The 25,669-nt window shown below is 65.8% G+C and carries 21 protein-coding genes; 14 read left to right on the top strand and 7 right to left on the bottom strand.

The window, feature by feature from the left end; all coding sequences use genetic code 11:
• Window positions 1–3: 3 nt before the first annotated feature.
• Genes G6N59_RS06320 through G6N59_RS06300 form a run of 5 tightly spaced genes read left to right on the top strand, consistent with a single transcriptional unit; the run spans window position 4 to window position 6,103 of the window.
• Window positions 4–1,119: a spirocyclase AveC family protein gene (locus G6N59_RS06320; RefSeq protein WP_138231298.1), complete on the top strand. Its 1,116-nt coding sequence runs from the start codon at window positions 4–6 to the stop codon at window positions 1,117–1,119.
• The gene (locus G6N59_RS06315; protein ID WP_138231297.1) at window positions 1,112–2,122 is read left to right on the top strand and encodes an SDR family oxidoreductase; all 1,011 of its coding nucleotides are present in this window, start codon (window positions 1,112–1,114) and stop codon (window positions 2,120–2,122) included. Before G6N59_RS06320 ends, G6N59_RS06315 begins: the two co-directional genes overlap by 8 nt.
• Window positions 2,115–3,584: an aldehyde dehydrogenase family protein gene (locus tag G6N59_RS06310; RefSeq protein ID WP_138231296.1), complete on the top strand. Its 1,470-nt coding sequence runs from the start codon at window positions 2,115–2,117 to the stop codon at window positions 3,582–3,584. The genes G6N59_RS06315 and G6N59_RS06310 overlap by 8 nt, the downstream gene beginning before the upstream one ends.
• Before the next feature lie 25 nt (window positions 3,585–3,609).
• Window positions 3,610–4,815 carry a cytochrome P450 gene (locus G6N59_RS06305; protein WP_138231295.1) on the top strand — a complete coding sequence of 402 codons (1,206 nt, stop codon included), beginning with the start codon at window positions 3,610–3,612 and terminating at the stop codon, window positions 4,813–4,815.
• Between the two features lie 19 nt (window positions 4,816–4,834).
• The gene (locus G6N59_RS06300) at window positions 4,835–6,103 is read left to right on the top strand and encodes a cytochrome P450 (protein WP_138231294.1); all 1,269 of its coding nucleotides are present in this window, start codon (window positions 4,835–4,837) and stop codon (window positions 6,101–6,103) included.
• A gap of 157 nt (window positions 6,104–6,260) precedes the next feature.
• Here the strand turns inward: G6N59_RS06300 and G6N59_RS06295 are convergent, their stop codons facing one another.
• Window positions 6,261–7,661: an HNH endonuclease signature motif containing protein gene (locus G6N59_RS06295; RefSeq protein WP_138231293.1), complete on the bottom strand. Its 1,401-nt coding sequence runs from the start codon at window positions 7,659–7,661 to the stop codon at window positions 6,261–6,263.
• 160 nt (window positions 7,662–7,821) lie between these two features.
• Between G6N59_RS06295 and G6N59_RS06290 the strand changes: the two genes are divergently transcribed.
• From G6N59_RS06290 to G6N59_RS06270, 5 genes are all read left to right on the top strand, one after another.
• Window positions 7,822–9,375: an AMP-binding protein gene (locus tag G6N59_RS06290; RefSeq protein ID WP_163911026.1), complete on the top strand. Its 1,554-nt coding sequence runs from the start codon at window positions 7,822–7,824 to the stop codon at window positions 9,373–9,375.
• A complete protein-coding gene (locus G6N59_RS06285; protein ID WP_138231291.1) occupies window positions 9,372–10,856 on the top strand; it encodes a FadD3 family acyl-CoA ligase in 1,485 nt (494 codons plus the stop codon). The genes G6N59_RS06290 and G6N59_RS06285 overlap by 4 nt, the downstream gene beginning before the upstream one ends.
• A 274-nt stretch (window positions 10,857–11,130) precedes the next feature.
• The gene (locus G6N59_RS06280) at window positions 11,131–11,895 is read left to right on the top strand and encodes an Rv1363c family protein (RefSeq protein ID WP_138231416.1); all 765 of its coding nucleotides are present in this window, start codon (window positions 11,131–11,133) and stop codon (window positions 11,893–11,895) included.
• Complete coding sequence (locus G6N59_RS06275) at window positions 11,823–12,398, top strand: Rv1363c family protein (protein ID WP_407665824.1); 576 nt, start codon at window positions 11,823–11,825, stop codon at window positions 12,396–12,398. The genes G6N59_RS06280 and G6N59_RS06275 overlap by 73 nt, the downstream gene beginning before the upstream one ends.
• 12 nt (window positions 12,399–12,410) lie before the next feature.
• Entirely contained in the window at window positions 12,411–13,901 is a 1,491-nt protein-coding gene (locus G6N59_RS06270; protein WP_138231289.1) for a class I adenylate-forming enzyme family protein, read from the top strand.
• On the opposite strand, the gene G6N59_RS06265 is transcribed toward G6N59_RS06270, so the two are convergent.
• The 3 genes from G6N59_RS06265 to G6N59_RS06255 all read right to left on the bottom strand — a co-directional run bounded on the left by G6N59_RS06265 (window position 13,898) and on the right by G6N59_RS06255 (window position 18,292).
• The gene (locus G6N59_RS06265; protein ID WP_138231415.1) at window positions 13,898–15,382 is read right to left on the bottom strand and encodes a mechanosensitive ion channel domain-containing protein; all 1,485 of its coding nucleotides are present in this window, start codon (window positions 15,380–15,382) and stop codon (window positions 13,898–13,900) included. The two genes, G6N59_RS06270 and G6N59_RS06265, sit on opposite strands and share 4 nt — an antisense overlap.
• Before the next feature lie 2 nt (window positions 15,383–15,384).
• Complete coding sequence (locus G6N59_RS06260; RefSeq protein WP_138231288.1) at window positions 15,385–17,583, bottom strand: adenylate/guanylate cyclase domain-containing protein; 2,199 nt, start codon at window positions 17,581–17,583, stop codon at window positions 15,385–15,387.
• Between the two features lie 124 nt (window positions 17,584–17,707).
• Window positions 17,708–18,292 carry a TetR/AcrR family transcriptional regulator gene (locus G6N59_RS06255; RefSeq protein WP_138231287.1) on the bottom strand — a complete coding sequence of 195 codons (585 nt, stop codon included), beginning with the start codon at window positions 18,290–18,292 and terminating at the stop codon, window positions 17,708–17,710.
• Between the two features lie 113 nt (window positions 18,293–18,405).
• Between G6N59_RS06255 and G6N59_RS06250 the strand changes: the two genes are divergently transcribed.
• Complete coding sequence (locus G6N59_RS06250; protein ID WP_138231286.1) at window positions 18,406–20,181, top strand: acyl-CoA dehydrogenase; 1,776 nt, start codon at window positions 18,406–18,408, stop codon at window positions 20,179–20,181.
• A 98-nt stretch (window positions 20,182–20,279) separates the two neighbouring features.
• Here the strand turns inward: G6N59_RS06250 and G6N59_RS06245 are convergent, their stop codons facing one another.
• Window positions 20,280–22,043, bottom strand: coding sequence for an alkaline phosphatase family protein (locus G6N59_RS06245; RefSeq protein WP_234884298.1), 1,764 nt, complete (start codon window positions 22,041–22,043; stop codon window positions 20,280–20,282).
• Between G6N59_RS06245 and G6N59_RS31030 the strand changes: the two genes are divergently transcribed.
• Window positions 22,015–22,257 (top strand): hypothetical protein, encoded by a 243-nt coding sequence (locus tag G6N59_RS31030; protein ID WP_234884297.1) that lies wholly within the window; start codon window positions 22,015–22,017, stop codon window positions 22,255–22,257. The two genes, G6N59_RS06245 and G6N59_RS31030, sit on opposite strands and share 29 nt — an antisense overlap.
• Before the next feature lie 93 nt (window positions 22,258–22,350).
• Window positions 22,351–22,512: a hypothetical protein gene (locus G6N59_RS31025; protein ID WP_234884296.1), complete on the top strand. Its 162-nt coding sequence runs from the start codon at window positions 22,351–22,353 to the stop codon at window positions 22,510–22,512.
• 463 nt (window positions 22,513–22,975) lie between these two features.
• Here the strand turns inward: G6N59_RS31025 and G6N59_RS06240 are convergent, their stop codons facing one another.
• Entirely contained in the window at window positions 22,976–23,320 is a 345-nt protein-coding gene (locus G6N59_RS06240) for a hypothetical protein (protein ID WP_138231414.1), read from the bottom strand.
• 472 nt (window positions 23,321–23,792) lie between these two features.
• Between G6N59_RS06240 and G6N59_RS06235 the strand changes: the two genes are divergently transcribed.
• On the top strand, window positions 23,793–24,035 hold the full coding sequence (locus G6N59_RS06235; protein ID WP_170212414.1) for a hypothetical protein: 243 nt from the start codon (window positions 23,793–23,795) through the stop codon (window positions 24,033–24,035).
• 96 nt (window positions 24,036–24,131) lie between these two features.
• On the opposite strand, the gene G6N59_RS06230 is transcribed toward G6N59_RS06235, so the two are convergent.
• Window positions 24,132–25,484 carry a cryptochrome/photolyase family protein gene (locus G6N59_RS06230; RefSeq protein WP_138231284.1) on the bottom strand — a complete coding sequence of 451 codons (1,353 nt, stop codon included), beginning with the start codon at window positions 25,482–25,484 and terminating at the stop codon, window positions 24,132–24,134.
• Window positions 25,485–25,669: the final 185 nt, after the last annotated feature.

Genomic DNA, 25,669 nt, shown 5'->3' with positions numbered 1-25,669 from the left:
CGCATGACCGCACTGGAAGCCAAACCCGCTCCGCGGCAGAGTCGTTCACCCTGGCCGTGGGTGTGGTCGGTGGTCATCGTCGCGCTCGTCGCGATTGTCGGCCACTACGCCCGCAGGGGAGCGGTGTCGCCGCGCATCCGCAATCCCAATGTGGAGGGCGCGCCCCGGCCCGTCGACTTCCTGTTCGGTTTCAGCCACTGGATCACCGTCTGGGAGGTCTTCACGATCTTCTCGGTGCCCGCGCTGATCGGTGTCTGCGTCTGGGGGTGGCGGCGCAACCCGGGTAGCCCGATCGTGCTGATGGCCTTCATCACCACGGCGATCGTGTGGCAGGACCCGTACATGAACTGGTCGCCGTACGCGGTCTACAACCCGGCGCTGTGGCACTGGCCCGAGGACTGGCCCTGGGTGTCGCTGTCGCCGACGGTCGAACCCTTCATCGTTCTCGGCTACGTCATGTTCCAATTCGGTCCGTACTTCCCGGCAGTGTGGATTCTGCGAAAGATTCAGGCCCGCAAGCCCGTCGACTCGTTCGTGTGGCGCCACCCACTGGTGACACTGGGCGGGTTCATCTTCGTCATTGGGTTCCTGTTCGACATGATGCTCGAGCTCACCCTGGTCCGCACCGGGCTGTACATCTACTCGCAAGTGATCCCGTTCGGCTCCATCTTCACCGGCACCACGTTCCAGTTCCCGCTGCTCTGGGAGTCGACCATGGTCACCTTCGTCATGGTGCCCGCGGGCATCCTCGTCTACCGCGACGACACCGGCCGCACCGTGGCCGAGAAGTTGGCGCAGCGGGCCCGGTTGTTTGCGGGCCGTCCAGTGCTCGGCATGTTCACGGTCATGTTCGTCGTCGTGAACATCGCCTATTTCTGTTACGGGGCCGGGTTCACGGCCATCCGCATGTCGGGCTATGCCACCTCCGTGGCCTGTCCTTGGCCATATCCGGAAGCCAAAATCTATGATCCACAGGGCTATTACGAGGAGAACGGACAGAAGGGCCCGTACTCGGTGGGCATCCTGTCGACGTGGATGACAGGCCAGCCCGCCGGTCGTCCGGACGTTCAGCTGGGTGCCACGAGCAACCGCTGCGCGGCGCAAGGACAGCATGGCTGAGTCACGCACGGTCGTCATCACCGGCGCATCCCGGGGGCTGGGCTTCGCCTCCGCGGTGCGCCTCTATCGGGATGGCTGGCGGGTGGTCGCCGCGATGCGGACCCCGGACGCGGGAATGCCACGGCTGCGCGAGGCCACCGGTGCACTCGACGACGACCCGCGCCTGATCGGCGTGCCCCTCGATCTACAGGACCGGGCGTCGATCGCCGCGGCGGCCGAACTCATCGAGGATGCCGTGGGCGCCCCGCATGCGTTGGTGCACAACGCGGGAATCTCGGCGGCCGGGATGGTGGAGGAGACGCCCATCGAGTTGTGGGACCAGATGCTCGCCACCCACGTGACGGGTCCGGTACTGCTCACGAAGGCGCTGCTGCCGGCGATGCGGGCAGCCGGTCAGGGCCGGATCGTGGTGATCTCCAGCCAGGGTGGGGTCCGCGGAATGCCCGCCATCGCAGCGTATTCCGCCGCGAAAGGTGCCCTCGAACGCTGGGCGGAGTCCCTGGCCGGTGAGGTCGCCCCGTTCGGACTGGGCGTCACCGTTCTGGTCACCGGCACGTTCGACACCGACATCATCACCGACGCCGGGACCACGGACCTCCGAGATTTCGACGGCCCATATGCCCCGCACCACCGCAACATCGACAAGCGGGGCCGCGCGGCGATGCGGTTGGCGCAGTCACCCGAACGGTTTGCCCGTGGCCTGGCCGCGGCGCTGGAGGACGGCGGACCGTTCACCAAGCACCCGGTCGGCCTCGACGCGCGAATGCTGTTGCTATCGAACAAGGTGCTGCCGACGGCGGGCCTGCATCAGATGGTGCGGATCGCGATGGGCTTGCCGCGTCAGGGCAGACTGCGGCCGGGCGCGATCCACTTGACGGCCGGGCAGCGGGCCATGGTGCTGGCTGCCCGCATCGTGCCGACCGCCGTTCTGCAACGCGTCGCCGCTGTGGGGATGCGCCTTTCGTCCACCAGAAACACCTCCGAGAGCGGGGATCATGTCTGAGTCGCGCATGCTGATCGACGGCAAGCTCCTCGACGGAGAAGCGGGCACGTTCGCCAATATCAACCCCGCTACCGAGGAAGTCATCGGAGAGGTTTCCGACGCGTCGAGGGCCGACATGCTGCGGGCCATCGACGCCGCGCGGCGGGCGTTCGATGACACCGATTGGTCCACCGATCTCGAGTTCCGCAAGCGCTGCCTGCAACAGCTCGACGACGCGCTCAAAGGCGAAAAGGAAGCCCTACGTGAGGAACTCATTCTCGAAGCCGGCGCCCCGCGTGCCATCACCTATGGCCCCCAGCTGGATGCCCCGCTCTCCGACGCACTGAGATACCCGATCCAGCTGATGGACGAATACCCCTGGGAGACCGACCTGGGCGACGCCTTCGTCGCGCTGACCGGGCAGCTGACCACGCGCAAGGTGTGGCGTGAACCGGTCGGCGTGGTCGGCGCCATCACACCGTGGAACTTCCCGTTCGAGGTCAGCATCCACAAGCTTGCCCAGGCGCTGGCCACCGGCAACACCGTCGTACTCAAGCCGGCACCCGACACACCGTTCCACGCCACCCGGCTGGGCCGGCTGATCGCCGAGTCGACCGACATCCCGGCAGGCGTCGTGAACGTCGTGACCGCCTCCGATCACCTGGTGGGCGAGGAACTCACGCTGTCGCCGAAGGTCGACATGATCTCGTTCACCGGCTCGACACCGGTCGGCGTACGGATCATGGAGAAGGGTGCCGCATCCATGAAGCGGTTGTTCCTCGAACTCGGCGGGAAGTCCGCGACCATTGTGCTGGAGGACGCGGATTTCGGTCTCGCCTGCGCCATCGGTATCGCGCCCTGCATGCACGCCGGTCAGGGCTGTGCCAACCCGACGCGAATGCTGCTGCCACGAAGCCGCTACGACGAGGGCGTGGCCATCCTCAAAGCGATCTACGAGAACGTCGCCCCGGGTGATCCGCAGGACGCCGCGACCCTGTGCGGGCCGGTGATCTCGGCCAAACAGCGCAGCCGCGTACTCGGGTACATCCAGAAGGGCATCGACGAGGGTGCCACCTGCTTGGTCGGCAGCCCCGAGCCACCCGCTGGATTCGCCAAGGGATTCTGGGTCCGGCCAACGCTTTTCGTCGATGTCGACAACGCGATGACGATCGCGCAGGAGGAGATCTTCGGGCCGGTGCTCGCGGTGATCCCGTTCGACGACGAAGAGGATGCGATCCGCATCGCCAACGACAGCGTGTACGGCCTCGCCGGCAACGTGATGTCCGGATCCATCGAGCATTCGGTCGCCGTCGCGCGCCGCCTGCGGGCCGGATTCATCGGCCTCAATGGGACCTCGGCTTACGGCGCCGAGGCGCCCTTCGGCGGCTACAAGGCCAGCGGCGTCGGCCGACAGAACGGCGCCGCCGGATTCGACCAGTACACCGAGATCAAGTCGGTCTCGTACCCAGCGCGCAACAACTGACCAGAAACCCAAGGAGCCCAACACAATGGAGCTGTTCGATGACCTCGAGGATTTCGGCGCGTTCGACGACGTCGTGTCGGGTGACGTCCGCGACCCCTACACCGAGATGGCCCGACTGCGGCGAGAGGAGGGCATCCAGCGCATCGACATGTCGGTGATGCCGGGCGAAGAGGGCAAGCCGCTGTTCATCGTGTACCGCCACGAGGACATTGCCACGATGCTGCGGGACAACGAGACCTTCTCGTCGGCCATCGTGATCCAGGCGTTCGGTGAGGTGCTGGGACAGCGGGTGATGCTGGGTATGGACGAGCCCGACCACGGCAGACATCGTGCGCTGGTATCAAAGGCGTTCTCCCAGAAGGCTCTTGCGCGATGGGAGGGGAACCTGGTCGGTCGTGTCGGCAACGAACTGATCGACGGCTTCGTCGGCGACGGCCAGGTGGACCTGGTGAAGGAATTCACTTTTCCCTACCCGACCCGGATCATCGCCGGCCTGCTGGGCCTGCCGGAAGAGGACTACCCGCAGTTCCAGCGGTGGTCGATCTCGCTGTTGTCGTTCACCATCAATCCCGAACGCGGGAAGGCCGCTTCCAAGGCGCTGGAGGAGTACTTCGCCCCGATCCTTGCTGCCCGCCGCGCCGACCCGCAGGACGACCTGATCAGCAGCCTCGCCGTGGCGGAAATCGACGGCGAGAAGCTCGACGACGACGAGATCTTCTCGTTCCTGCGGCTGCTGTTGCCGGCCGGCGTGGAGACCACTTACCGCTCGCTGGGCAACCTGCTGCTCGGCCTGTTGACCCACCCGGACCAACTCGACGCCGTCCGGGCCGACCGGTCGCTCATCCCGCAGGCCATCGAGGAGGCGGTGCGCTGGGAGGCGCCGCTGCTGACCATCACCCGCGTCGCCGTGCGCGACACTCAGCTGGGTGGCGTCGACATCCCGGCGGGTTCGTCGGTGATGCCGATGCTCGGGGCCGCGAACCGCCAGGAGGACCGCTACGCCGATCCGGACAGCTTCGACATCTTCCGGGCGGCCCGCACGCCAATCTCATGGGGGCACGGCGCGCACGTGTGTATGGGCATGCACCTCGCCCGGCTGGAGATGCGGGTGGCGCTGAACCTGCTGTTCGACCGGCTGCCCAATCTGCGCTTGGACCCTGCGGCCGAGGCCCCCCATATCCGTGGGCAGGTCTTCCGGTCGCCGACCGCCTTGCCCGTGCTGTTCGGCTGAAATCAACCAGGAGCGTCTGATGACCGACCTCGACTCGACCAACTTCTTCGCCGATCCTTCGCTGGTCGACGATCCGTACCCCTATTTCGACGGGTTGCGCGCGAAATGCCCTGTACTGGACCAACCGCACCACGGGGTGCTGGCGGTGTCGGGGCACTCCGAAGCGCTCGCCGTCTACAAGGACGGCGCGTTCTCGTCGTGCGTGTCGGTGGCAGGCCCCTTCTCCGGGTTGCCTTTTCAGCCGGAAGGCGACGACATCAGTGATTTGCTCGAGGAGTACCGCGATCGGATTCCGATGAGCGAACACATCGTCACCCAGGACGGTGCGCTGCATGCCCGAACCCGCGGGCTCCTGAGCCGACTACTGACCCCCAAGCGGCTCAAGGAGAACGAAGACTTCATGTGGGAGCTGTCGGACCAATTGCTGGACCGGTTTGTCTCCCGCGGATCGGGCGAATTCCTGGCCGACTACGCGCGGCCGTTCTCCGGGTTGGTGATCGCCGACCTGCTGGGCATACCGCGCTCCGACCACGACGAGTTCCGGGCGGTGAACGGGAGCCAGGTGGTCGGCGATATCACGGACGACACCGTCACCCGCGCTCACAACCCACTGGAATGGCTCGACGAGAAATTCACCGGCTACATCACCGAGCGCCGCCGCGAGCCGCGCGAGGACGTACTGACCGAGATGGCGCAGGCGAAATACCCGGACGGATCGACGCCCGAGATCATCGATGTCGTGCGGTTGGCGACGTTCGTGTTCGCGGCGGGCCAGGAGACCACGACGAAGCTGCTGAGCTTCGGCATGCAGGTGCTCGGAGAGAACCCCGACATGCAGCAGCTGCTGTGCGAAAACCGGGAATTGATACCGCTTTTCGTCGAGGAGGCGCTGCGGATGGAGAGCCCGGTGAAATGTCACTTCCGGATGGCGCGTACGTCGACCACCGTCGGTGACACCGTGGTGCCGGCCGGCTCGATGGTGATGCTCCTGCCCGGCGCGAGCAACCGCGACGAGCGAAAGTTCGAGCAGCCCCATGAATTTCGTCTCGACCGGCCCAACGTGCGCGAGCACATCGCGTTCGGCCGGGGGAGCCATTCGTGCCCCGGCGCACCGCTGGCACGGGCCGAGGGCCGCATCTCGCTCAACCGGATCCTCGACCGAATGGCCGACATCCGCATCAGCGAAGAGCACCATGGCCCGGCCGGCACGCGGCGCTACACCTACGAGCCGACCTGGCAGATGCGCGGGCTCACCGAGCTGCATCTGGAGTTCAGTCCTGCCGGCTAGCGCGTGTCTCCCGATCTGAGAGTTCCTCCGCGGGAGCGTATTGCGGAAGGCCACGAGTGCGCAGGCCGAGGTGTAGGCCCTACGGTGCGTGCCGTGCCGGCCTGCCGCCTGCGCGTGCGGCATCGCGCGGTGGCTGCCACCCCGCCATGAATGCCAATCAGTCTGTGGGACTCTCGATTTCGCCATCGGCGTCCTCACCCTCGGTGGGATGCAGCGTCGGGTGGTGATACTGATTCGTTCTTGGTTGGCCGACATCTAAGAGTGGTGGTGGGGTCCACGGGGTGCGGCCGTGGGGGCCCATGGTGGTGCTCCAGCCGCCGGTGTCGGCGAGCCGGTTGTCGCAGCCGCAGGCCAGGGTGAGGTTGGTGATGTCGGTGCTGCCGCCGTGTTTCCATGGGATCAGGTGGTGGGCTTGGGAGCGCGAGGCTGGGGCGGTGCAATTGGGTCGGGTGCAGCCCAGGTGGGCGGCGAACAGGGCGAGGCGTTGGCCCGGTGATGCGGTGCGGCGGGCCCGGGCCAGATACAGCGGAATGCTGCTGTGCTGGTCGAACACCGTCAGATAGTGATGCGCACCCTGACCCGCCATACGGATCAGATCTCGGATCGGCAGCTTCGTCCCGGTATGGGTGACCGCGACACCGGCGCCGCGTTCGAGGTCTGTGACGGTCCCGGTCGCGATCACGGTGACGGGTAGCCCGTTGTGTTCGCCCATCATGCCTGAGGTCAGGGCCATGCGGGCGACCCACATCTGCGCGTCATGTTGACGTTGCGCGAGAGTGCGGGTGTCGCCCGCGATCTGCTCCGCCGTGGGCGTCCCGCTGATGCAGGGCACCTCATCGGCGGGGTTGCACATCCCGGGGGCGGCGTACTTGTCGTAGATCGCATCCCAATACCCGCGGGCTTCGGGGGTCAGGGGGCCGCTGACCTCCGAGGTCCCATCCTGGCGTTGCTTACCGTGGCTGATCCCGCGTTTGCGGTCGCGTTCGGTGTCGTCGGGCTCGGGCCCGTCCTGGTCGAGTTCGTAGAGCAGTTTGTTGGCCGCGGCTCGCAGCTCTTCGGGGGTCTGGTGCCTCGCCCGGGCCACCAGCGTCTGCTCACTCTGGGTTGTGGTCGCCGGATCCACCCAGTCGGGCAGGTTCGCCATGAAGTTTGCGATCACTTCGACGTGGTCGGTGTTGATCGCCCCATCGGCTTGAGCCCGGGCGGCTTCTTCCCACCGCGGTGGCAACACCTCGCCGGTCAACCCCAATCGTGGACCTAGATTCTCCATATCCCGAACCCGCCGGCGGGCTTCCTTGGCGTCGATGTGCAGGCGGATCCGCAGCACGTCGGCCCAGTTTTTCCCGCCGATCTCTTTCGGGCTGGTTTGGGCTACCAGGGCGGCCAGGATGCGGTGATCGACCGCTTCGGCGGCGCACTTCTGTCGTTCGCGGCGGGACTGCAACTCCAGTAGGTCCGGCACACTCAACCTGCTGTAGTCGAGGTCTGCGATCCGGGTGGTGTCAGCTTCGAGGTCGGCGTAGGCCTCCTCGATAACAGCCGGATCGGCGAATCTCATGCTGCGAACACTAGTTCGAAGCACTGACAAGTGAGCGTGCCAGATGGGGCGCTAGTTACCTACCGTGACCAGCGCAAACAAAGTGGCCAAAGTTTTCAGCGCCAAGGCCCAACCGGCGATATTGGCTTTCTCTATTTTGGAGAATACGATTCCCGGTGTCATGACTGGTCTCCGCAGCCCCGTAAACCGCACCGTGCCCGCCGATCTCGCCGCCAGATACCGAGACAACGGCTGGTGGACCACCGAAACCGTCGGTGACCTGCTGGCTGCCGGCGTGCGGGCCGCGCCCGACGCCGACTTCCGGATCCACTCGGCAGTCCGGGGCTGGTCGGGTACCTACGCCGAGGCCGAGCATGTGGCCCGCCGGCTCGCCGCGGGACTGCGGGCACGTGGCGTCGGCCCCGGCGACGTCGTCGCCTTCCAACTGCCGAACTGGATGGAAGCCGCCGCGGTGTTCTGGGCGGCGGCGTTTCTGGGCGCGGTCGTCGTACCGATCGTGCACTTCTACGGCCGCAAGGAACTGGCGCACATCCTCGCGGACGCCGCCCCGCGCGTCTTCATCACCGCCGATAACGCCGGTCGGCCGGCCCACCACGCCGATCTGTGCGCCGACGTGCCGATCGTCGGGGTGGTGGGCCGCGACTTCGACAACCTGCTCGCCGACGAACCGATGACGGGCACCCTCCCCGTCGACCCGGCCGCACCGGCGCTCATCGCTTACACGTCCGGCACGACCAGCAACCCCAAAGGCGTCGTCCACACCCATCAGTCGCTGGTCTGCGAGACGCGCCAACTCAACGCCGGATACCCCACCAAGCGTGGCAAAGAGCTGACTGTCGCGCCCGTCGGCCATTTCATCGGCATGGTCGGCGCGTTCCTCATCCCGGTGCTGGAAGGACGGCCCATCAACCTCTGCGACAGCTGGGATGCCGGCCAGGTGCTGGCATTGATGAAGCGTGACGGACTCGCGGTCGGCGGCGGACCGCCGTACTTCGTCACAAGCCTGCTGGACCATCCCGACTGCACGGACGAACACCATGCGTTGCTGAAAACCGTTGGCCTGGGCGGATCATCGGTGCCGGCGGCGGTGACGCGCCGGTTGTCAGACTTGGGCGTATTCGTCTACCGCGCGTACGGCAGCACCGAGCATCCGTCGATCACCGGCACTCATCCGACCGCGCCTGAGGTGAAACGTCTCTTCACCGACGGCGATCCCCGGCCGGGCGTCGAGATCCGGTTGGACGACGAGGGCGAGATCTTCAGCCGTGGCCCCGACTTGTGCCTCGGCTACACCGACGACGCGCTGACTGCGCAGGCCTTCGACGACGACGGCTGGTACCGCACCGGCGACATCGGATTCCTCGACGCGGACGGGTATCTCACGATCACCGATCGCAAGGCCGACGTGATCATCCGCGGCGGGGAGAACGTCAGTGCCGTGGAAGTGGAAGAGGTGCTGCTGGGCATGGAGAACATCGCCGACGCTGTGGTGGTGGCGGCACCCGACGCCCGGCTCGGCGAGCGGGTGGCCGCCGTCGTGCGGGTCAGGCCCGGCCAGGTCCTGCCGACGCTGCAGCAGGTGCGCGAGCACTTCGCGACTGCGGGTGTGGCGCGCCAGAAGTGGCCCGAGGAACTACACGAGGTGGCGGATTATCCGCGGACCGCCAGCGGGAAAGTGCAGAAATTCCTGGTGCGCCAAGGGCTTCGATCATGAGCTGGTGCACAATTCCGGAGATGGTGCTGAGCACCGCGGAGAGATTCGGCGACGCGGAAGCGCTGGTCGACGGACCGCTGCGCCTGTCGTACGCCGAACTGGCGGGGCGTATCCGGCGAGCAGCGGGCGCCTTCCACGCGCTGGGGATCGCGAAGGGCGACCGGGTCGCCATCTGGGCGCCCAACTCGGCCGACTGGGTGATCGCCGCGTTGGGGCTGATCACCGCTGGGGGAGTAGTGGTTCCGGTCAACACCCGGTTCAAGGCCGAGGAGGCGGCCGACATCATCACCCGCAGCGGCGCCAAGGCGGTGATGGTCGAGAAAGGTTTCCTGGGGCAGGATTTCGATGTCCCCGCCGGTGTGCCGGCCATCGACCTGAGGTCGGGGTTCCTCGACAACGCAGAGCCCTACGAGTGCCGCGACATCGACGGCGACGACATCGCCGACATCATCTACACGTCGGGTACCACCGGCCGCCCCAAGGGCGTGATGATGAACCACCGGCAGACCCTGCGGCAGTACGCCGAGTGGTGCGACCGGGTCGACCTTCGGGAAAGCGACCGATATCTGATCGTCAACCCGTTCTTCCACACCTTCGGTTATAAGGCGGGCATCATCGCCGCGCTGATCCGCGGCGCCACCATACTGCCGGTGGCGGTGTTCGACGCCGACGCCGTCGTGGAACTCGTTGAGCGCGAAAGTATCACCGTGCTTCCCGGTCCACCGACGCTCTACCACTCGCTGCTCGCGGTGCCGGACAAGGCGAGGCTCGCGACGCTGCGGGCCGGCGTCACCGGCGCCGCGGATATCCCCGTGGAGTTGGTGCGCCGCGTCCTGCACGAGCTGCCTTTCCAGACGCTCGCGACGGGGTACGGGCTCACCGAGTGCGGCACGGCCACGATGTCCCGGCCTGGCGACTCGTTCGAGGACATCGCCACCACGGTGGGTCGCCCTTCGGACGGCGTCGAGGTACGCATCGCCGACGACGGCGAAGTGTTGGTCCGCGGCTACACCGTGATGGCGGGATACCTCGACGATCCGGTCGCCACCGCGGAGGCCGTCGACACCGACGGCTGGTTGCACACCGGTGATCTCGGATCGTTCGACGACAGCGGCCGGCTGCGCATCATCGGCCGGAAGAAGGACATGTTCATCGTCGGTGGCTTCAATGCGTATCCGGCGGAAATCGAGGGTTACCTGCTCGAACATCCGGCGGTGGATCAGGTCGCGGTCATCGGTGTTCCCGACGACCGGTTGGGGCAAGTAGGGATGGCGTTCGTCGTCTCGGCGTCGCCGATGACCGAACAGCAACTGATCGCGTGGAGTCGGGAGCGGATGGCGGGGTACAAGGCGCCGCGGTTCGTCGAATTCGTCGAGGAACTGCCGCAGAACGCCACCGGCAAGGTCACCAAGGACGCGCTGGTGGCGATGGCTGGTCCGACGTTGCAGCGTCGCGCCGACGCGGCACCATCCGACCGCTGAACAAATAGCGAGAATAATATTCTCGCAGTTAGAAACGCATTTAGAGTGGGCAATTAGGCGATGTCTAGAAATGCCATTATCGCTTCTGATAATGTCGTTTGCATCTGCTGATCGGATGAGGAGGTGTCCATGCTGCCGCGGCGCAACGACGATGGTGGTCTGCATGGCACTCCACCGCGAGTTCGGCTGTGACGTGCGCATGGCGGATGGTAGGCATAACGGAGTCCGTCGAGTCGGCGGCACTGGACTCCGACTCATGACCCCGAAGAGCGCCATGGCCGACGAGCTAGCCCACGCACCGAACGACGATCCGGCGATCCTGGCCGAGGAAGCAGAGGCGGAAGCCGAAGCGGCCGAAGCGGCTGCCGAAGCCGCGCGCGCTCGGGCACGAGCCATCCGACTGCGCAGGCAGGCGCAGGCGACCGCCGCGGCCGTCGATGAGGCGCCGGTGGCTGCCGTTGAACTCAATGAGCCGGAAGTGGACGACGCCGCAGCCGTCGGTGACCCTGATCTCGTCGGTGAGCCCGCGGACCCGAGTGAGTCACCCCGTTGGCGGTCGCTCCGTGGAGTACTCGCGGTAGGGGTGGCCGCACTGCTGATCGTCGCGCTGCTGGGTATCAGTGCCGCCATCATCTGGCACCACCGCGGCGTCGAGGCCGACCGGCAACGGGCGGCAGAGTTCACCGCGGCGGCCCGGCTGGGTGTGGTCAACATGACATCGCTCGACTTCAACAACGCCAAAGAGGGTGTGCAGCACATCCTTGACAGCTCCACCGGCGAATTCAAGGCCGACTTCGCCTCGCGCGCAACCGACTTCGTCAAGGTGGTGCAAGAGTCCAAGGTCGTGACGAACGGCACCGTCAACCTCACCGCGGTGCAGTCGATGAGCGAGGATTCCGCGGTGGTGCTGGTCGCCGCCACATCGGAGGTCACGAATTCCGCAGGCGCGAAGAACGACCCGCGCGCGTGGCGGCTGAAGGTCACTGTGAGCCGCGACGGCGGCGTGCTCAAAATGGCGAAGGTGGAGTTCGTACCGTGAGTGTCAAGAACGTGAGCATCAAGAAGTGGTGGCTGCCGATCGTCGTGGCGCTGCTGGTCGCCGCGTCGGCGGCGCTGGCGGGATCGCTGTACTGGACCCAGTATCGGCCTGACAAGCAGACCGATGCCGCTGCTGAACACACGGTGATCGATGCGGCATCAGCCGGCGCGGTGGCCCTGCTGTCCTATTCGCCTGACACGCTGGACAAGGACTTCTCGGCTGCCAAGTCGCATCTCACCGGCGATTTCCTCACGTACTACAGCCAATTCAGCCAGCAGATCGTGGCGCCGGCCGCCAAGCAGCGTGGCGTGAAGACGACCGCGTCCGTGGTCCAGTCGGCGGTCTCGGAGCTGAAGCCCGACTCGGCCGTGGTGCTGTTGTTCATCGATCAGGAGACGCGGAGCACCGAGCGGCCGCAACCGAGCCTGGCCGCCAGTAGCGTTCGGGTGACCATGGCCAAAAGCGGTGGCAATTGGCTCATTTCGAAGTTCGATCCCATTTAGACGGAGTCTTCCGTGAGTCTTGCGATTCTGCTCGATATGGCGGCGTCGGCCAATTCGGACCGTGCCGCGGTCGTCTCCGGCGAAACCCGCTGGACGACAGATGAACTGAACCGGCTCGCCGACGGCGGAGGTGGTGTCGTCTCGGCGTCCGGCGCAGGTAGCGTCGCGTACATCGGGACCGGCGGCGCCATGCTGCCGCTCCTCATCTTCGCGTCGGCGCGGGCGAACCGTCCGCTGACGCCGCTGAATTACCGCCTCAGCCCCGGCGCGTTGCGCGACCTCATCGCGCGCTTGCCGGATCCGTTGGTGATCTACGACGAGGAGTACGCCGACGTCGCCGAAAACTACGACCGCGCAATGGAATCGAAGGCTTTCGTCGACGCGGGCAAAACCACGGAGGCAGCGGCCGAGTTCGCCGACCCCGATGATGTTGCCATCGTGCTGTTCACCTCCGGCACGACGAACAAGCCGAAGGCTGTCGAGCTCTCGCATCACAACCTGACCAGTTACGTCACCCGCACCGTCGAATTCGACTCGGCCGACGCGCGGGACGCCGCGCTGATCTGCGTGCCGCCGTACCACATCGCCGGCGTGAGCGCGGCGCTGTCGAACCTGTATGCGGGTCGAAAGATGGTGTACCTGCCAAAGTTCGACGCCGCCGAATGGCTCCGACTGGCAGCCGCGGAAGCTGTCACATCGGGCACCGTGGTGCCGACCATGTTGGACCGGATCGTCGCCGAACTCGTGCGCGGCGCGGCCGCTCCGGGTGCCCTGCGCAACCTGGCCTACGGCGGATCGAAAGTGCCGCTGCCACTGGTGCGTCGGGCCCTCGACCTGTTGCCGGAGGTCGGGTTCGTCAATGCCTATGGGCTGACCGAGACGAGCTCGACCATTGCCGTCCTGACACCCGAGGACCACCGTGCCGCACACGAGTCACCAGATGAGGACGTGAAGCGACGATTGGGATCGGTCGGCCGGCCGGTGCCCGGGATCGAGGTGGAGATCCGGGCCGAAGACGGTAAACCGTTGGGCCACGGCGAGATCGGTGAGCTCTTCATCCGCGGCGAGCAGGTGTCGGGCAAGTACACTGACCTCGGTTCGGTGCTGGACGAGAACGGCTGGTTCCCGACCCGCGATCTCGCCTGGCTGGATTCCGAGGGCTTCCTTTTCATCAACGGCCGGTCCGACGACACCATCATCCGCGGAGGGGAGAACATCGCGCCCGCGGAGCTCGAGGACGTCCTCGTCGAACATCCGCAGGTACGCGACGTCGCGGTGGTGGGCGTGCCGGATCCCGAGTGGGGACAGATCATTGTCGCGGTCGTCGTGCCCGAGGCCGACGAGTCGCCGGACCCCGAGGCACTGCGCCAGCATGTGCGGGCAGCCCTGCGCGGTTCTCGAACGCCCGATCGCGTGGTGTTTCGGGACGAGTTGCCGACCTCTCCGACCGGCAAGGTCCTGCGGCGCGAACTGGCCGGCGAACTGAGCGTGCCTGCGAGCTAACGGGATTCGGCTCCCTGACTGCCGGGGGTCGCGATTGACGGCAGCGCGTCCTGACCGGTGACGTCCTGACCGGCCGCCTGGATCGCCTTCTTCGCGGCGCTGCGGACGGACTGCACCTCGGTACGACGTTCGTCGATGAGGCGGCCGAATTCCCGGGACAGCAGTGGACGGTCGGTCAGCAGCCGCTGAATCTCGTCGTGCTCGATCTGCAGGAGGGTGACCTCGTCGAGGGCGTGCGCGTACGCCAGGTTGGCCTGGTGGGTGAACGCGGCAACGCCCAGGAGCGCACCCTTGTCGAGGCTGCGGACCGCGGTGACGGACCCGTCGCCGGCGGGCACGGTCAACCGCACCCGGCCAGAGACCAGCACCGTGATGGTCTTGGGAACCTCTCCTGGGGCGTGAATGAGTTCGCCTGTGCCGTAACGGATCAGACGTGCGTAGGGCATCAGGGCCCGCTGGTCGCTCTGGCTCAGCCGCATCGCCGGTGCGGCGACTTCGTCGAGCGCCGCCTCGAGGCGTTTCGGGGTGGAGTAGTCGTCGGCGACACCGTCGAGGTGCAGTTTGTCGCGCCGCGCGGCGTACCAGGCCCAGCGCAGGAACGTGGCCTGCACGGCGTCGTCGTCGCCGGGGGATTTGAGGCCGATGGTGGTGCGGTACTTGTGGTCCCCGATCGGCACTGTCGTCGGCTCGACGTCGTCGCCACGCTGCGGCAGATTGGTCGCGATCCGGGTGAGGGTGGCGCACACCTGGTCGGGCGAATCTGTGGCGGCGAACGTGGTGGTCACCGTGGTGTGCGCGGTGGCCAACCGGCTCAGGTTGGTGAAGGACGTGCCGGCCAGCACCGAGTTGGGGGTGATCTGCACGCCGGTACTGGATTCGATGTGGACGGCCCGCCAGTTCACCTCGACGACGCGGCCGCGGGCCGCCGAGGTGTCCAGCCAGTCGCCCATCCGGAACGGCTGCTCGAACAGCATGAACAAACCGGACACGATCTGGCCGACGGAGTGCTGAAGCATGAGGCCGATGACCACCGAGCTCACGCCGACGGCGGTGAACACGCCCTTGACGTTGGCGCCCCAGATGTAGCGGGAGATCACCGCCAGGCCCAGGATGATGAACACCATGCGGGCCACGTCGATGAAGATCCGCGGGATCCGGCTCCGCCACGACGTTTCTGGCGCGTTGGCGAACATGGTGTTGCTGAGGCCGGAGAGCACCAGCAGCAGCGTCAGGAACACCAGTAGGGTCGCCACGATCCGGATGGGCATATCGCGCGCGGGGACGACGGCGACTTTGAGCAGCAGGAACAGTACGGCCACGACCGGCAGCACGTAGGTGCGCAAGAGCCCCACGGGCGCAGCCAGCGGACTGTTCCGGCGCAACAGGGACCGGCGCCATTCGGTGAGGATGATCAGGCTGGCCGGCAGGCCGATGGCAATGGCGGCCACCCACAAGAACCACGCCGGCCCCGAGGTGTACATGCTCACCGCCGCCCCGTCAGCCGCCAGACCGGCTCCTCGGCGTCACCGGCGGCGAACTGTCCCGCCTGGGTGAGCCGGTGAGTGTCATGCACCGCGTCGCGCACCCGCGACGTGACGTAGATGCCGGGTTCGCCGCCGCCGGCCTGGATCTGATAGGCCAGGTCGACTGCGCTGCCCCACATGTCGTAGATCATCGTGTTGCTGCCGACCAGCCCGCTGGTGACCTGGCCGGTGTCGATACCGGCCCGGAAACCGAGCTGCAGATTGTCCTCGGCGTTGAGGCGGCCCACGATGCGTTGCATCTCGATGGCGAACGCCACGATGCGTTCGACGTTGTCCAACCGAGGCACATTCAGGCCGCAACTGGCCGTGTAGCCGTTGCGCAGAATGCGCATTGCCTCGACGCCGCACCGTTCGGCGGCATCGTCGAACTGGCGGACCAATTCGTTGACGACGGTGAGGAATTCGTCGGACGGTAGGTCGCCGGCCAGGGTGTCCAGGCCGTCGATGTCCGCGAAGAGCACGGCGACGTCCTGATGGCTCTCGCCGATGGTTTCATCGCCTCGGCGGTACCGCTGCGCGACCGACTCCGGCATCAGTGACCGCAGCAGCTGTGCGTTCTCTTGGCGTTCGCGGCGCAGCAGCTCGTCCTTGATACCCAGTAGCCGGCTCATGTCGTTGAAAGTCTTGGTCAGATCGCCGAATTCGTCCCGGGTCCGCGCCGGGATCACGGCGTCGTAGTCGCCCCGGCTGACTTTTTGCGCACCGGCCTCGAGCCGGCGGATGGGGCGCACGAACAACTGCGCCAGGGCCATGGCGGCCAGGCAGTCCAGAATGACGATCGCCGCCACGGCGACACCCATGGTTCTGGTGAAAACCCGTTCCGGGGCAAAGGCTTCGGCGGTGTCGATCTTGGCCACGATCGTCCACGTCACGTCGGGCCCCACGGACACCGGCGCATAGGACTGCAGGGTCTCCTGGCCGAGGTAGTCCGTCGTGATCCGCACCCCGGTCTGGCCGCGTTGCGCCGCTCGGGTGGCGTCGCCACCGACAGGCTGAATCAGCGTGGTGCCGCCGAGGCGGACTGCCCGCTCCGCCAGTTCGGCGGGCGTCCCGGCCGCGGTGACCTCTCGCTGAAAGGCATCCTTGTTCTCGACGAACAGGCGGGAGTTCGACCGCATCAGATCGTCGGCCCCGGCGAGGTAGGTTTCGCCGGTGGCGCCGAGGCCGTTGTCCTGCCATTCACCGTTGAATGTCATCAGCGCGTTGATCCCGGTGATGGGAAGCTGGAGGGCGAGGACGCCTATCGTGCGACCTCCGGCCACGACGGGCGCTCCCATCCAGGCGACGGGATGGTCGCCGGCCGGGTGATAGGTCTGGAAATCGGTGACCGACACATAGTCGACCCGATCAGCGCCCATCGCTTTCACGTAGGCCTCGTGCAGATTCCCTTGTTCGTACGGTCCGGACAGAATGTTGGTTCCGAGGTCGGCACGCTTTCTCGCCGAGTACACGACGGTGCCTGCCGGGTCGATCAGGAGCGCGTCGCCATATCCGAACAAGTTCACGATCTTGTCGAAGAACGGGTCGTAGCGGGTCGCTGCGGCCCCCCAGGCGCTGGGATCCGGGGCGGGTGCCGGCCCATTCGGCTGCGCAGCCGGGACGGCGTAGTGGGCCTGCAGGTACTTGGCGGCGTTGGTCGACGGGAGCAGCAGGTCGATATTGAGCTTGGCGCCCGTCGCCTGTTGGATCGGGTTGATCAGCTCTTTTTCGTAGTAGTTGACAATGGCCTGCTGCTGCGCGGGATCAATTGGGGTGTTGGTCAATTCGTTGAATCCGGCGCTGAAGGCCTGCAGCGCATCGCCCATCGCCGGGCCGCTGGTGTAGACGAGCAGCGCCTTCTTCAAGGTGGAGACCTGACTGCCGAACTGGCGCGCCTGGGTCTCCCGGACCTGGGTGAGCCGGTCGAAGGCAGCGTTTCGCAACGAGGCCTGCCCGGTCTGGTAACCGATGAATCCCACCACGGCAGCCGACACGATGCTGGCCCCCAACAGCATCGTGATGAGCTTCGACTGGATGCTGAAGCGGCCGCGCACGCGCCGCAACCGGACCTCAGGCGCCAGTGCGTCGTCCACAGTGGATGGGTTGTCCGTTGTTGCCGGTACGACCTCATCGCGGACCTCCGGTGGAGGGTTGACCATCGGGCCTCCTGTCGTCGGCAGCAAGTACACCACGACGGTCAGCGCCGGCTGGCCGGTTATTGCACGTAATCCGCGGAAAATCGAGTACCGATTGGCCTATCGGCCGGCACTCAGACGAGCGCGGTCAGCGCACCAGCCGGGCGGCGACCTGGGCGTAGATTTCGCCCAATTTATGGGGATCGCGGTGCGTGCGTGAGGGGAACCACCGGCAGACGTCGACGCACAGCGACGAGATCGCCATGACCACGTCGTCGAGGTTGTCGACGTGGAATTCGCCTGTCGCCATACCGCTTTCGATGATGTTGGCGATCACGGCGGTGACCTGGTGGCGCAGCGGGGCGATGGTGCGGTAGTGGGCCGGGGTCAGGCCGTGCAGTTCGTACTGCACCACCCTGGCCTGCTTGCTGTTCTCTGCATGCCAGGTGGCGAACGCCGCGACGACCGCGTGGAAGCGCTCGGCACATGGTGCGGCGGCGTCGTCCGTGGCGCGCAAGGTCGCGAGGAGGCTGCCGTGGCCTTCGAGCGCAATGGCGTAGAGCAACTCTTCCTTTGACCGGTAGTGCGGGTACATGGCCGTCGCGCTCATGTTGAGGCGCTTGGCGATCTGGCGGGTGGAGGTGCCGCCGTAGCCGGACTCGGCGAACGCCTCGATGGCCGCGCGCCGGATGCGTTCGGCTGCGGCCGAATCGGTTGTCCGGTCGGTCTTCATGTGCACGTGATCGTACACACAGTTGACACGGGCCTGGTCAATAGGCGATATTAGCAATCGCTTAGGAAATGAGCGACTGCTAATGTTCGGCTGCTTTGGAAGGTAGAACCCACGTGAGTGATTTCATGTCTCGGCGCGACCTGGACTTCTTGCTCTACGAGTGGCTCGACGTGGTCGAGCTCACCAAGCACGAGCACTTCGCGGAGCATTCGCGTGACACCTTCGACGCCGTCCTCGACCTGAGCGCCGACATCGCGACCAAGCGCTTCGCACCGCACAACAAGAAGGCCGACCACAACCCGCCGTTCGTCGACGAGACCGGCAAAGTGGTGCTGATCGACGAGATCAAGCAGGCCCTGGACGACTTCAACGCCGCGGGCCTGATGGCCAGCTCGTTCGACGAACGCGTCGGCGGCATGCAGCTGCCCAACGTGGTCGCGCAGTCCTCGGCGGCGTTCTTCCGCGCCGCCAACCCCGCCACCTTCTCGTACGCGTTCCTCACTGTCGGTAACGCGAACCTGCTGACCGAGTACGGCACCGACGAGCAGATCGACACCTGGGTTCGCCCCATGCTCGAAGGCCGCTACTTCGGCACCATGTGCCTCTCGGAGCCGGACGCCGGCTCCTCGCTCGCCGACATCAGCACCAAGGCCACCAAGGCCGCCGACGGCACCTACCGCGTCACCGGCACCAAGATGTGGATCACCGGTGGTGACCACGAGCTGACCGAGAACATCGTCCACCTGGTGCTGGCCAAGGTCCCCGGCGGCGGCCCCGGCGTGAAGGGCATCTCGCTGTTCATCGTGCCGAAGTTCCTGACCGACGGCACCCGCAACGACGTCGCGCTCGTGAGCCTCAACCACAAGATGGGCAACCACGGCACCACCAACGCCCTGCTGAACTTCGGCGACGGCAGCCACCGGCCCACCGACGAGCCGGGCGCTGTCGGCTACCTTGTGGGCGAAGAGCACCGCGGCCTGGCCTACATGTTCCACATGATGAACGAGGCCCGTGTCGCTGTCGGCTCCATGGCCACCGCCATCGGCTACGCCGGTTACCTCACGTCACTGGAGTACGCCAAGGTGCGCACCCAGGGCCGTCCGGTCGGCGACAAGGACCCGACACGCTCCCAGGTCCCGATCATCGAGCACGCCGACGTCAAGCGCATGCTGCTGGCTCAAAAGTCTTATGTGGAAGGCGCTTTGGCGCTCGGCCTGTACTGCGCGCGCCTGGTCGACGAGATGCGGATCTTCACCGGTGCCGAGCTGGACGAGGCCAACCTCATGCTCGAGGTCCTCACCCCGATCGCCAAGAGCTGGCCGTCGCAGTGGTGCCTGGAAGCCAACAACCTGGGCATCCAGATCCACGGTGGTTACGGCTACACCACCGAATACGACGTGGAGCAGCAGTACCGCGACAACCGCCTGAACGCCATTCACGAAGGCACGCACGGCATCCACGGCATCGACCTGCTGGGCCGCAAGGTCGTCATGCAGGACGGCGCCGGCTTGAAGCTGCTGCAGGGGCGGATCAACGAGACCGTCCAGGCCGCACTGCAATCGGAGGCCACCGCCGACTACGCACGGGAGCTGCAGGCCCAGACCGAGCGCCTGGTCGAGGTGACCGCGACGCTGTGGGCCGCCGGTGATCCCGAGACCACCCTGGCGAACTCGACTGCCTACCTGGAGGCCGCCGGCCACATCGTGATGGCCTGGATTTGGCTGGAGCAGCTGAACGCCGTCGGCGGCAACACCGGCAACTTCTACGACGGGAAACGTGCTGCCGCACAGTACTTCTTCCGCTACGAGCTGCCCAAGGTGACGACCCAGCTGGACCTGCTGGCCAGCCTGGACCGCACCACCGTCGAGGCGCAGGTCGACTGGTTCTGATCTGCTGAACCCGCACTGAAGTAGACGTAGGACCCGAGGTTTCCTCGGGTCCTACGTTCAATTTCGGGAGGTAGCGAGATGTGGGCGTCCGGGGCCGGTTACGGAATCACGGGTGCCGGGTCCCAGAACCCGTTGAGAGGATCGGCGAAGGCGTCGTTGTTGGTCAACGGCGCCACGCCGAGCGAATTCTCGATGGTCCGGAGCAGGCTGTAGTGGTTGGCGTAGCTGCTGTCAGAGAAGTTGCCGGAACGCATCCCGGCTGCGACGGCGCCGGGCGACGGGATCGCCACGGTGACAACGTGATTGCCGCCATTGCCGAAGCCCAGCGACAGATTGTCGGTGTCTTCGTCGAACGTGATGAATATTGCGCTCTTCTGCGTCGGGTCATTCCACACCGCTGAATTCACGATGGTGGGGACCGTCTGCTGCAGGAACTCGTCGGCGGCCTTGACGTTGTACTGGTGGTTGGTCAACATGCTGCCGATGAAATTGAGGATGCCCGTGGGGAAATCGATGGGGCCCTCGCCGTTGTTGGCCTCGTTCGCCGCGAACCAGGCGAAATTCGGTGCGGTCGTCGACGACGAGAGGTCGGTCGCCAACTGGGTCAGCGGGTGCAGATGTGCATCGGCCCGGGCCTGGTTGTTGTAGATGTCGCTGAAGGCCAGGAACGGCAGCTGGTCGGGCGCGTAGTCGCTTGTCGACACGTACGGCCCGGCCGCGGACATGCCCTGCGCGTACCCGGCCCACGTCTTGCCGGCGCCCTCGATTCTGTCGGCGAGGTTCGTGGCGTTGATGCAGTTGGTCGCACAGTTGTAGCTGAGCCCGAAGTCCGAGCCGCCGAGGATCGGGTAGTAGTTCGGATCGCTCGGGTGGGTCAGCGCGTAGTAATCCGTCTCGACACCGTAGGTGTTGATCAGGCTGTTGAGGTACGGCGCATTGGGGCTGCCGACGATGTCGCCGTAGCCCTTGTTCTCCAGATAGACCATGAAGACGTGATCCAGTGCGCCGACCGTCGACTTCGGCGGGGTGGGCGGCGGTGGAGCCGGGAGGGCGGCGCCCACAGTGAATGACAGGTCGTCGGCGAACGCGTTGTTGTAACCACCGGTGAATGGGTTCAAGTCCTGCAGTGTCAGCGTCACTTGCGCTGACCGCGTGCCGACGGGGATGGTCCCTTCGGTGCTGCGCTGGAGTAGTCCGGTTTGGAGCCAGCGATCGAGGGGACCGACGGGCGCGACATTGCCGACCCCCAATTGCGTCCCATTGGCGTCGAGGAAGGTGACCTTGACCGACGCTTCAGACGGGTCGATCATGGCGCCGCCCAGGTACCCGCTGAGCTTGAAGGGCGTCGTGCCGGCGTCGATGCCCGACGCGGCGCCACTCAGATCGACTGTCTGGCTGAGCGTCGAGGTCGCAACATTGCCGCCGCCGAAGAACTGCGTGTCGCTGGACGTCGGAGGATCACTCGGGAAATTGAAGATCGACGGCAGCGTCGGCCCGGGCGTCGACAGGCCCAGCGGGATCTGGCGCACGGTCCCGTATTTGATGACGGTCGGCGTGCCGGTGACGGTCCAGCCGGGAATGGACACCGTGCTGCCGCCGGACAGTGACGGGTCCCCGAGTTCTGCGCTCGGGTTGACCAGCAGGTTCGGGCTGGTCACGTTCCAAGCGGAAACCACATGTGGGGGAAGCAGATTCGTCTCGATCTGCTTGCGCACCCAAGCGAGCACCGTCCACAGTACCGGTGAATTGGCGGGCACGTTCGACGGCAGGGCCGACACCAGGGGTTGCAGGGCGATGCCGATGAGTTGTTTTGCCGCGCTGACGATCTGGCCGATGAGGTTGGGCGCGGTCGGTGCGGACACGGTCGGGGTCACGACCGCCGCCAACGGGGTCGTCGTGGTCGTATGCCCTGGTGATGCGGTGGCAGGCACCGCCGCCGTTGCGACGATCGACGGCGCGGGGGAGTGGCTGATCGTGGCAGCGGTGGGTTGCGGCTGGATGGGTTTCTTTGTGGCGCTGATGGATATGTCGGCAGTTGTCGAGGTTGACGCTGTCGTGGTGACGCTTGCCGCGTGACGATTGAGATTGGCGGTACGGTGACGGTCGGCCGTGTCGGTGCCCTTATTGTCGTTGTTGGACCGCGGTTTCGGATTGTGGACAGGAGACGGCGTGGAATCCGCTGTTGTCGATGCCGGTGTGGCGTCGGGCTGTGTCGCGGTGGCTGGGGCAGGCGCGTGTTTGGGCGCCGCCTTCTCCGAGCCCGTCGCATCCGTCGCACCCGTCGCATGCGACGTGTTGGTCGACGTCGATGTCGATGTCGGCTCGGCGTAGGCGAGTCCCTGTCCTGTTGTGACCGATACACCCACTCCGAGGAACACCGCCAAGGCCCCGACCCGACCGACATACCGTGCGCAACCCATGGTTCATCCCCTCCGCCCGCCCGCTGCCAATGTCTGGCGGTAACGGTAGAAAGAATTGACGTAGCGATTAGCATTTCCGCCTGGAATGAAGCTGGGAGTATTCGTACAGTTTCCAGTGATTTTGGTGATGACCGCTTCTGGCGGTGGACAAATGCGGGCCGCCACCGCGTCGTCACGACGGGGTGGCGGCCGCTTCTTGGGGTGCTAAAGCCGATTGAACGTGCTGGTCCGCATGTCCCAAACGCCCCAGGCGCCCAGGTCAGGGTTCCAAACGGCCTGCATGCCGGTGGCCCATGTCCCGCGGCAGAACAACTCCACGACCCCCGCACCACGGTTACCCGGGCGTGGAATCGCGAAACCACGCAACGAGGGAGTTATGGATTGAATCGGCGGCGACGCGACACCGGATTCCCGTGGTCGGACAGGTCAGGCCACGGCGGACGCCGCAGGATCGCCAGGCAACCGATCACCGCGGTGATCAGGCCGGTCACCACGCCGATCAACGCGATACGGTCGGCATCCACCGCCGGTACCCACGTTGTGCCGCCATCGCGAATAACGAACACGCCGAGCGGTTTTGCCGTCGTGGCGCCGCCGCCGCGGCCGATCTTCGCCACGGGAATGACGGTCGCCCCGTCGGGCGTGTGGTACGGCTCGGCGAATACCCGACCACCTGCGTCGTCGGCGAACTGGTCGAGAAAAGCTTCTGGATTCTGCAACGTGGCCTCCGCGTGGTCGTGCGTGATGGTCGTCAGCGTAAGGCGACGGGCCTGCCATGTGCCAGGCCCGTCTGCGGCTGCGGTCGGCGTACTCACCTGTTCAGCTGCCGGATATGTCCGCACAACACAGCGGTTGAAGAACAACGCGCGTCAAACCCTGGGGAATTCATATGGATTCCGTACTGCGCCGATATGAATGTGGCGCGGAGAATGGAGTCGGGAATGCGCGCAACCTGATCGATTGCCTTGTCCGGTGAATGAAAGTGACATTTCCGGAGGACGTTTGATGGATCGTAAGATGCTGTATGACAATACATTTGGCTACAACGGTACGGAACGTGACATTAGCGAAATGTCCCACGAAATAGTGCTTCGGTGCGCGATGTTGCCGAAATCAGACAATTCACCCCACCTGCTGAAATGGGTTACTGTCGGCAACCGTCAGTAGTTCCACAATCTAGGAGATGTGCGAATGTCAAAGCAGCACAAGACACGTCACCGTACGGGGGTCGCATTGGTTGCGATCGCGCTGATGGGTGCGGGCGCAGGATTCAGCGCAGCCGTCGCCGGCGCGCAGCCGCCCCCACCGCCCGGTCCGGGCATCCTGCCGCCCGGACCCAATGTGCCGCCTCCCGGCGGGCCCGGCCTCGCGCCGCCGGGGCCGGGGATTCCGCCGCCCCCGGGTGGACCGTTGCTGCCGCCTCCGCCATTCTGATCCCGCGTAGCAACTCGACCGCCCGGCTCGTAGCCCGCTCACCGTTGACGCGGAACGGGATACGGCCGGGTGGTCGGCCCGTCTCCGTGCCTCGGGTCAACCTTGACTCCCGACTGCCCGATATCGCCGAAGTGCTTCGGCACGTTCGTCGCCGTGGTCAACGATCGGTGCCGGGTAACCGGGTGGACGGGTGCCAGATGCGAGGTGGACATCTGCGACGTCCGCCAACTCAGGAACCCAGCGGCGGATGTAGGCGCCTGTGGGATCGAACTTCTTTCCCTGCGTCGTGGGGTTGAACACCCGAAAGTACGGGGCGGCGTCAGTTCCGCAGCCGGCGGACCATTGCCAGCCGTGCTGATTGTTGGCGATGTCGCCGTCGACCAACTGTGCCATGAACCAGCGGGCGCCCCACTGCCACGGCAGGTGTAGGTCTTTGACGAGGAACGACGCGGTGACCATCCGCAGCCGGTTGGGCATGAAACCGGTCTGGCTCAGCTGCCGCATTCCGGCATCGATGAACGGGAATCCCGTCAGGCCCTGCTTCCACGCCTCGAACAGTCGTACCGCCGCGGCGTCGGTGTCCGTTTCGATCGCGTCGAAATCGCGGTTCCAGTTGTGCCACGCGCTGTCCGGCCAGTGGTACAACACTGCCGCGTAGAAATCACGAAAAGCCAACTGCCGCAGATACGCAACGTGGCTGCTCTGCCCGAGGTCCAGATCGTCGGCCATGGTGCGGGGATGGATCGTGCCGAACTTCAAATGCGCCGACAGTGCGCTGGTGCCGTCGGCTGCGGGCCGGTCTCGTTGATCGGCGTAGTCCATCAATCCATCGGCGACGAATCGCCTCCACCGCTGCAGGGCCGACGCCTCGCCGGCGGTGAAGCAGAGCGGCACACCGGGATCCGGAATGTGGCCCGGCTGGCCCGCCGCTGTGTGCAACCCGTCCGGGTCGATCCACTGCGCCGAATGCACTCCGGTTCGGGCCGGCCGGCGCCATCCATGATCGCGCCATCGCCGGAAGTACGGGGTGAACACCCGATAAGGTGTGTCGTCGTCTTTCATGACCCGGCCGGGTGAGACCAGGTACGCGGAGCCCGTGGACACCAGCGGTACGTTGCCCAACGCATCCTGTACGCGTGCATCGCGGTGTCGGCCGAACGGAGTGAAGTCCGCCGACACGTGAACTGCGGACGCGTTGATCTCATCGGCGAGCAACGGAATTCGCTCCTCCGGACGTCCACGAGTGACCAGCAATCGGCCGGACAGATCCGCGTGCAACTGCCGCAGGGAGTCTCCGAGGAATTGCAGGCGGCGGGCACTCGAGGAGGCTTCGAGCCGAGGATCGAGAACGAAGCAGGCGAGTACATCACGGTCTTGGTCGACCGCTGCCGATAGCGCGGGTAGATCGCTCAACCGGAGGTCTCGGCGGAACCAGAGCAGGGATGGCACGAGTACATACTTACCGACCACGGGGCCGCAACGCCAGGCCGTGATCGAAGGCTCGGAAACTTGGCCCGCTTCGACTCCGACCCTGGGGAATTCGTATGGATACTGTATTGCGGCGGTATGAATATGCGGCGGCGGGACTGTTGATCGGCCTTCTTGACGCCAATTCCCATCGGCCTCAAACGCTG

This window comes from Mycolicibacterium aubagnense (assembly GCF_010730955.1).
Taxonomy (GTDB): Bacteria; Actinomycetota; Actinomycetes; order Mycobacteriales; family Mycobacteriaceae; genus Mycobacterium; species Mycobacterium aubagnense.
Note: the sequence above shows the minus strand (reverse complement) of the source record. Positions and strands in the feature narration are given on the sequence as shown.